This is a genomic window from Mesorhizobium sp. CNPSo 4684 (genome assembly GCF_057784315.1).
In genome coordinates, this window is the sequence record NZ_JBWLUX010000070.1 from 1 (window position 1) to 6310 (window position 6310).

The 6310-nt window shown below is 61.4% G+C and carries 5 protein-coding genes; 4 read left to right on the forward strand and 1 reads right to left on the reverse strand.

The window, feature by feature from the left end:
- Nucleotides 1–145: 145 nt before the first annotated feature.
- Nucleotides 146–586, reverse strand: a complete 441-nt coding sequence (locus tag AC04SG_RS32505) for a hypothetical protein (protein ID WP_488554359.1) — start codon at nucleotides 584–586, stop codon at nucleotides 146–148.
- Nucleotides 587–1128: 542 nt separating this feature from the next.
- On the opposite strand from AC04SG_RS32505, the gene AC04SG_RS32510 reads away from it, so the two are divergent.
- The 4 genes from AC04SG_RS32510 to AC04SG_RS32525 all read left to right on the forward strand — a co-directional run.
- Nucleotides 1129–2448 (forward strand): FAD-dependent oxidoreductase, encoded by a 1320-nt coding sequence (locus AC04SG_RS32510; RefSeq protein WP_488554360.1) that lies wholly within the window; start codon nucleotides 1129–1131, stop codon nucleotides 2446–2448.
- Between the two features lie 23 nt (nucleotides 2449–2471).
- A complete protein-coding gene (locus AC04SG_RS32515) occupies nucleotides 2472–3476 on the forward strand; it encodes a glycosyltransferase family A protein (RefSeq protein WP_488554361.1) in 1005 nt (334 codons plus the stop codon).
- The gene (locus tag AC04SG_RS32520) at nucleotides 3476–5311 is read left to right on the forward strand and encodes a glycosyltransferase (RefSeq protein WP_488554362.1); all 1836 of its coding nucleotides are present in this window, start codon (nucleotides 3476–3478) and stop codon (nucleotides 5309–5311) included. The genes AC04SG_RS32515 and AC04SG_RS32520 overlap by 1 nt, the downstream gene beginning before the upstream one ends.
- Before the next feature lie 586 nt (nucleotides 5312–5897).
- On the forward strand, nucleotides 5898–6310 hold a 413-nt coding region (locus AC04SG_RS32525; RefSeq protein ID WP_488554363.1), incomplete at its 3' end, for a peroxiredoxin-like family protein.

The following is a 6310-nucleotide window of genomic DNA, read 5'->3' on the forward strand; positions in this document are numbered from 1 at the left end:
GGCCGCCCGGACCTTGGCTCAATCGCTTCAATCCCACGAAATCTCTCTCGTGTAGATACAAGGTGGCTCGGCGAAGCCGAGACGGAGAGGGGGAGCGCCCTACGCACTTATCCTACGCCGCACGACGCAACGCCCCACCCGCCCCCTACTTCAACGAAATCGCCATCCCGCTAAGATCCGCATTCACCTGCAGACCCACCTGCCGGCCCGTAAGCTCGAGCGTGGCGCCCTTGTCATTGGTCATGACGATCACCTGGGCGCCCTTGCCGAGCGTGCCGCCACCGCCCGCCGCGCCATAAACCCCGGTCGCATCCCGAACCCGGCGGATATGGCGTACAGTGCCGCGGAAATAGGTCTTGGAAACGCCGAACGCGAAGCCGCCCGAAACGCCGCCGATCGAGATCGGATAGGTGCGGCCATGGAAGGTCAGCGTGCCCTCGCCGCCGGAGCCGCCGACGAAGAAGGCCGCCTTGTAAACGGCAAAGCGGATCGTGCCGCTATCGGCATGCGCGGCACTGGCAGAGCTGACAGCAACCGTGGCGATGGCCGCAACCGCGAGCGAACGAAAGCTGGATGAGATGGTCATGATGCAAGCTCCTCAAGTGCGCCGCTCGCCCAACCGGCAGGCGGCGTCGAATCAAACTGGAACAGTTTAGGCTGGGATTTGGTTCCAGGGAGGTGGGGTTGGCGCGGGAGATCGCCACGAAACAAGGACAAGCGCTTATGCGGGCATACACTGATTGGAACGCCGGCGACGCCAGCGGAGGGGAAGGTGTAGAGAACGGCAGGCGGAGAACGGACGAGTTGATGGCTGAACTGGGCCGGAAGCGGACTGGCGGCTACTGGTTGGCGGGCGCGAGAAGGCGGGTCATCGCGCACGCGTGACAACAAGTGACAAGCAGGACCGCACGCGGGTCCTCTGACCGGCTGGTGACGAGAAAATCGCAGTCGATGAGTAGGGCTTCATTAAGAACCCGGCCGCCGAGTCATAGGCGCGATGTCCCGCTCTGTCGGCCCTAGCATATTTACGCGCATTCCGTCATTCGGTAGTCCTACGTGCAGGCGCCGATCCGACGCCTACTCAACGAGCAAGGGGCTGCATGTGGCATTAGGATTGACGTCAGGGGAATGCGGGGAAAGACAGGTGAAGCACTCCATCGCCGTCTTTGTGCCGAAGGTGGCACCCTTTTGATTCACGTCGGTGTGATGGGCGGCGGCCTGCAAGGCTGCTGCATAGCGATGGCTCTTGCCGACCGCGGCGCGCGCGTCACGATTTTCGACCGCAACCCGGCGTTGCTGACCCGCGCCGCAGTGGCGAACGAGGGTAAGGTTCACCTCGGCTATATGTATGGGGGAGATCCGTCTCTGCGGACGGCCAGGATGATGATGCGGGGTGCGCTTGCATTCGCGCCGCTGCTCAGCGAGCGGCTCGGGCTCGAAATCGCCGCCTTCGAGACGTCGGACCCCGCCGCCTATGTCGTCCATCGAGAATCCCAGCAGGAGCCCGACCAAATCCATGCATATCTGCAGGCCGTCCACACACTCATCCAGGAGGCCGGCAGTGGCCGGCGCGGCGCCTACTTCAACGCGGATCTGGCCAGTCCGATGAGGCGTTGGACGAAGAGCGAGTTCGAGCGCGAGCTAACGGGCCAGGCGTTGGCCGCATTTCAATCGCCAGAGGTCGCAATCGATCCGGTAGCGCTTGCCGAACTGATCAGGGAACGAATCGCGACAACGCCGAGCATAGAGATCCGGACGAACTGCTTGGTGACCTCGGTCGATCCAGACCGGCGGGAAATCACGACGACATCGGATGGGATCATTCAGAGAGATCAGTTCGACCACGTCGTCAATGCGCTATGGGACGGGCGTATAGCGATCGACAGTTCAGCAGGGATGCGGCCGCAACGAACTTGGATTCATCGACTGAAATACGGCGTCAGCTTCCGGCCACCTCCTGGGGCAAGACCGGCCAGGTCGATGACGATCGTGCTCGGGCCATTCGGCGAAGTTGTCCGCTACCGCAATGGCACCGTCTATCTCACCTGGTATCCAAGCTGTCTGACGGCGCGCACGTTCGAGTCCCAGCCGCCCTTCTGGCCTATCGTTCCCGGCGAACCTTCCCGCTCGTCCATACTAGCGGGGACATATTCCGGTCTTGCCGCCATTCATTCTGTTCTTTCCGACTACGCCATCGACGAGCTTTCGGATGTCGTGGTGCGTGGCGGGCCGATCGTCGCCTGGGGCAAGACAGATATCGACGACCCCGCAAGCGAATTGCACCATCGCTTTGAAATCGGCGTCACCTCGGTTGGTGCCTATCACAGCGTTGATCCGGGAAAGCTGACCATGGCCCCCTATTTTGCCGAGGAGTGCGCCCGTCGCATCGTCGCGGAGACGTCGACGCACCCGGTTTCCGGACGTTTTGCAGAGCGACGAAGAGTATGACGAAAGCGCGGATCCTAATCGCGATGCCCCTGTTCGAGGGATGGGAGCACGTTGAGCACACGTTGCTGTCGGTGCAGGCGCAGACGTTTCGCGATTATCGCGTCCTTATCTCCGTGGACGGCGCCGACAAGCGATCATACGAGGCCTGCAAGAGATTTTCTGACGACCCTCGGTTTGAGATTGTGGTGCACGAGCGTCGGCTGCACTGGAACGGCAACATTAACTGGCTCGCCAGCCAATTGCGTGAGGATTATTTCTGCTACTGGCAGCACGACGATCATTGCGCGCCGGATTATCTGCAGGTGCTCATAGACTATGCTGATCGCCATCCGGAAGCCGCAAGCGTCTATTGCGACATGCAGCATTTCGGCACCCGCAACGATGTCGTCCGTCACAAATCGGTTGTCGGCTTCGCCCTGGAGCGCGTTCTCGAGCAGGCGCGGCGCGCCAACCCGGCCGCCATCAGATGTTTGGTCCGCCGCGCAGCGATGGTGTCGGCGCTGCCTATAACTTCCGCCACCACATGGACGGTGGCCGTGGCGCGAGCGGGCGAGTTGCATAGGATTCCCCGTATCCTCTACTTCCGGCGCAACCGGCCTGATTCACTCGGCATGCAGATGCTGACGATGCCGGAAGAGGAGATGCTGGCATTCACGCTCGAATACGGTCTTGGCGTCTTCAAATACGCGTTTCCGCTGGTCCAAAAGGAGGAAATCGGGCCACTCCTGAGCATGATCGCCGATCAGCTTGTGAATGCGCAAATACGCAAGCGGTGGCAGGTGGATTTTGCATCAGCCGCGCCTCAACTCCGCGAGGAGTTTCTCGCGCGTTTCTTCGAAACCGCTGTCAGGGAATTCGGTGTTTCTCCGGCGGCTGTCCAAGAAGGCCGAGAGAGGCTGGCGCTGATTTCATCCGAGGCGCAGCGCCCGACGCGTGACGGCGGCGTCAAGGTTCGGCCTGGATTCTGGTCGAAGGCCATCGCCGCTCTTTCGCATCCAACCAAGTCGAGCCGACGCGGACGGAGCTGATGGCGCGAGAGCAGGATGTCGCCGACCTGCGCCGCGCGTTCGACGCGGCTCGAGAGGCCAGGACCAAGGGCCGTTTCGACGACGCGCTGCGGCTGGTCGAAGGGTTTACGGAGCGGCTTGCCGAAGTGTCGGCGCGACATCTTTTCGGTCAACCGCCTGCCCGACCTGGACTCAGCATCGTCGTGCTCAGCCACCGCGACCACCCCGACGTGGACCGAGCGCTCGAGGCCCTCGCAGCGGATTGCGCGGGCCAGACATATGAATTGATCCTGGTCGACGACGGAAATTCTGCGCTTTTTGACAGCGCCAAGCGGCATTTTCCGTCATTCCTGGGGCTAAAGCCGCCGTTCAGCATAGGCTGCGCCGCTGGCCGGAATCTTGGTGCGTTGTTGGCGCGCGGTCCCGCCGTGACCTTTCTCGACGACGACGGCATCATCGAACCGGGCTGCCTCGCGGCTCTGCAACTATGCATGGCGGAGACTGGCGCGGTCGCCGTGCGCGGCAAGGTCGTCCCGCATACGGGAGGTATAGGCGAAGGGCACTACGACCTCGGCGCCGTACGAAGACCGACGTTCATCAATTGCGAAGGCGTATCGATCTGGCAGCGCGATTGTTTCCTGCAGGCCGGTGGGTTTAACCCGCTACTTGCCGGTCATGAGGGCAACGATCTCTGCGCGCGTCTGTGGCGGTTCCACGGGCCTTTGGCATTTGTCTACGAGCCGGATGCTATCCTCCGTCACGACTATGCAAGCGACATCGCCCATGTGGACCTTAAGCGCGCTGCCATCGCGGACAATCGCGCATTTGTCGAATTCTCCAGTCGCGAGCCTTTCCGCGTCGCGTCCGGCATTGGCAATCTGTTGCGACGCAAACATGCAAGTCGCCTCGTCACAAGGATCTGGGATCGCGGCAGCACGGCGGCAAGCAAGTTGGACGACTGGGTCTCGATACTGGTCGTGACGAGCGATGGCCGGACCCACCTCGAAGCTTTCAGCGAATCGCTCCGGCGGCAGCAGAACCAGAGGTTTGAACTCGTGTTTGTCGACCGGTCTCCCGGCAATCGCAACGCCGCTGCGATGCGGCAGGTATGGTCAGATGACGACCGCCTGATCTGCCTGGACGGCAGCTCCATGACGGCTGGCGCCGCCCTGAATCTCGCGATGTCGCATGCGCGGCATGACATCTGCCTGCTGTCCTATGTCGAGGACATCAGCACCGTCCGCAGGATAGACCTAACGCTTGCGCATCTAGCGGCAGATCCCGGCGCTGCGTGCGTATCGTTTCTCACTTTCAACGAGGCGGAAGTCTTCGGCCGGATGGCCGGCAGCGATAAGGACGGCCTGAATGACGTCAATCTGAGGATTTTGCCCGGAAGCGAACCCGAATGGTCGACTTTCGCATTTCGCAAAACTCTTTTCACCGTGCCGTTCGAAGCGGCGGCTGAAGTTGATCTTCACCGAACTTGGCTTTGGCGGAATCTTGAGTCAACGGTTTTCCGTGGTTTGGTCGATCCTACGCCACTCGTATATTCGCCGAGGCTGCCTCCTGACGCAGCGGCGCGACTGCAGCTGATGGAGTCGGCCCGCCGCACCATCTCGATCCTCTCCGGGACCACTGCCGGCCGCGGCGGAGCCGAGTTGCTGCGCGTCTTTTCGCAGCGCGTGCTGCTGCGGAACGCTTCGGCGGACCTCTACGACCAGCGCATTCTGCGTCGGTTTCTGTCAAGGCAGTTGAAGCGACTTGGAGGAGAAGCGCTCAGCCCGCCGAGCAAAGGCCAAAAAATGCAAGCGGGCGGCTGGTCGCTGGTGCGCTGGCTGAGGCGGCGATTCCGGTGATCGATCCGACTATGGATGTCAGGCAACAGGCGGACCACTGTCACAGCTTTTAGGAACAGCGCTGCGCGGGATCTGCCTGCATCGCCGGATCGATCGTCCCGATGAGTGCCGTGAGATGTCCTAGCCCCCAAATTTCGCTCCAGCATGTCCGCTTTTGGCAGGCGGTCAAGTCTGACGGAATGACCGACATGGGGCGCAAAGCTGACAGGCCCTCTAGTGCCGTTTGCTGCCATTCGCGATGCGGACAATGAGGTCATCGTTGTCGTCGAACTTTTCCTTTCGGAGCGATTTGGGTTTTGGGGCGAGAGCGGCCGTGAGAATGGATATCGGCCGGGTGCGCACTTGAAATGAGGTATGGAGTGACGAGGCCCAGCAGTTGGCTGTGGGATCGTCTGCCCGAGAAGGTGCAGCGTTCGTGGGGCGCTATCTAGTGTAAAAGCAGTTCCCTCCGTGCTATGAATGGACTGTCGACGCCGTCCTAGGCCGACCGCCATTTTAGCGGGTCGAAGGACGTATGTGCCGCAACATGGGCTCAAGCCACCCGTCCGCACATCTGTTGTCGATTGGCCCGCGAGGAGGGATCAGCATGTCAGAACGTCTCGACGTAGGCCCTCTGCAACTGGGCGAACGAGCGCCCAATTTCGTGCTCGACGCGATTACTCGCGAGGGAAAGATAGCTATCGACGATTTCCGCGGCGAGAAGCCAGTGCTGGTCGGACTGTATCGAGGTCTCCATTGTCCTTTTTGCAGGCGTCATATCGCGACGGTTTCGCTGCTCACACCAGCCCTCAACGCAAAGGGCATCGAAACCCTGACGGTGGTGAACACGCCCATCGAACGGGCACGCCTGTATCTCCGTTATCATCCGATGCCGGCTCTGCTCGCGGCGTCTGATCCTGAGCGGGCTTCACACCGCGCTTTTGGGCTCCCCAACATGCAGATCACCGAGGGCGAGAGCGCATGGCCGCACAAGGCCTCAATGAGCGATGTGAAGGCGAT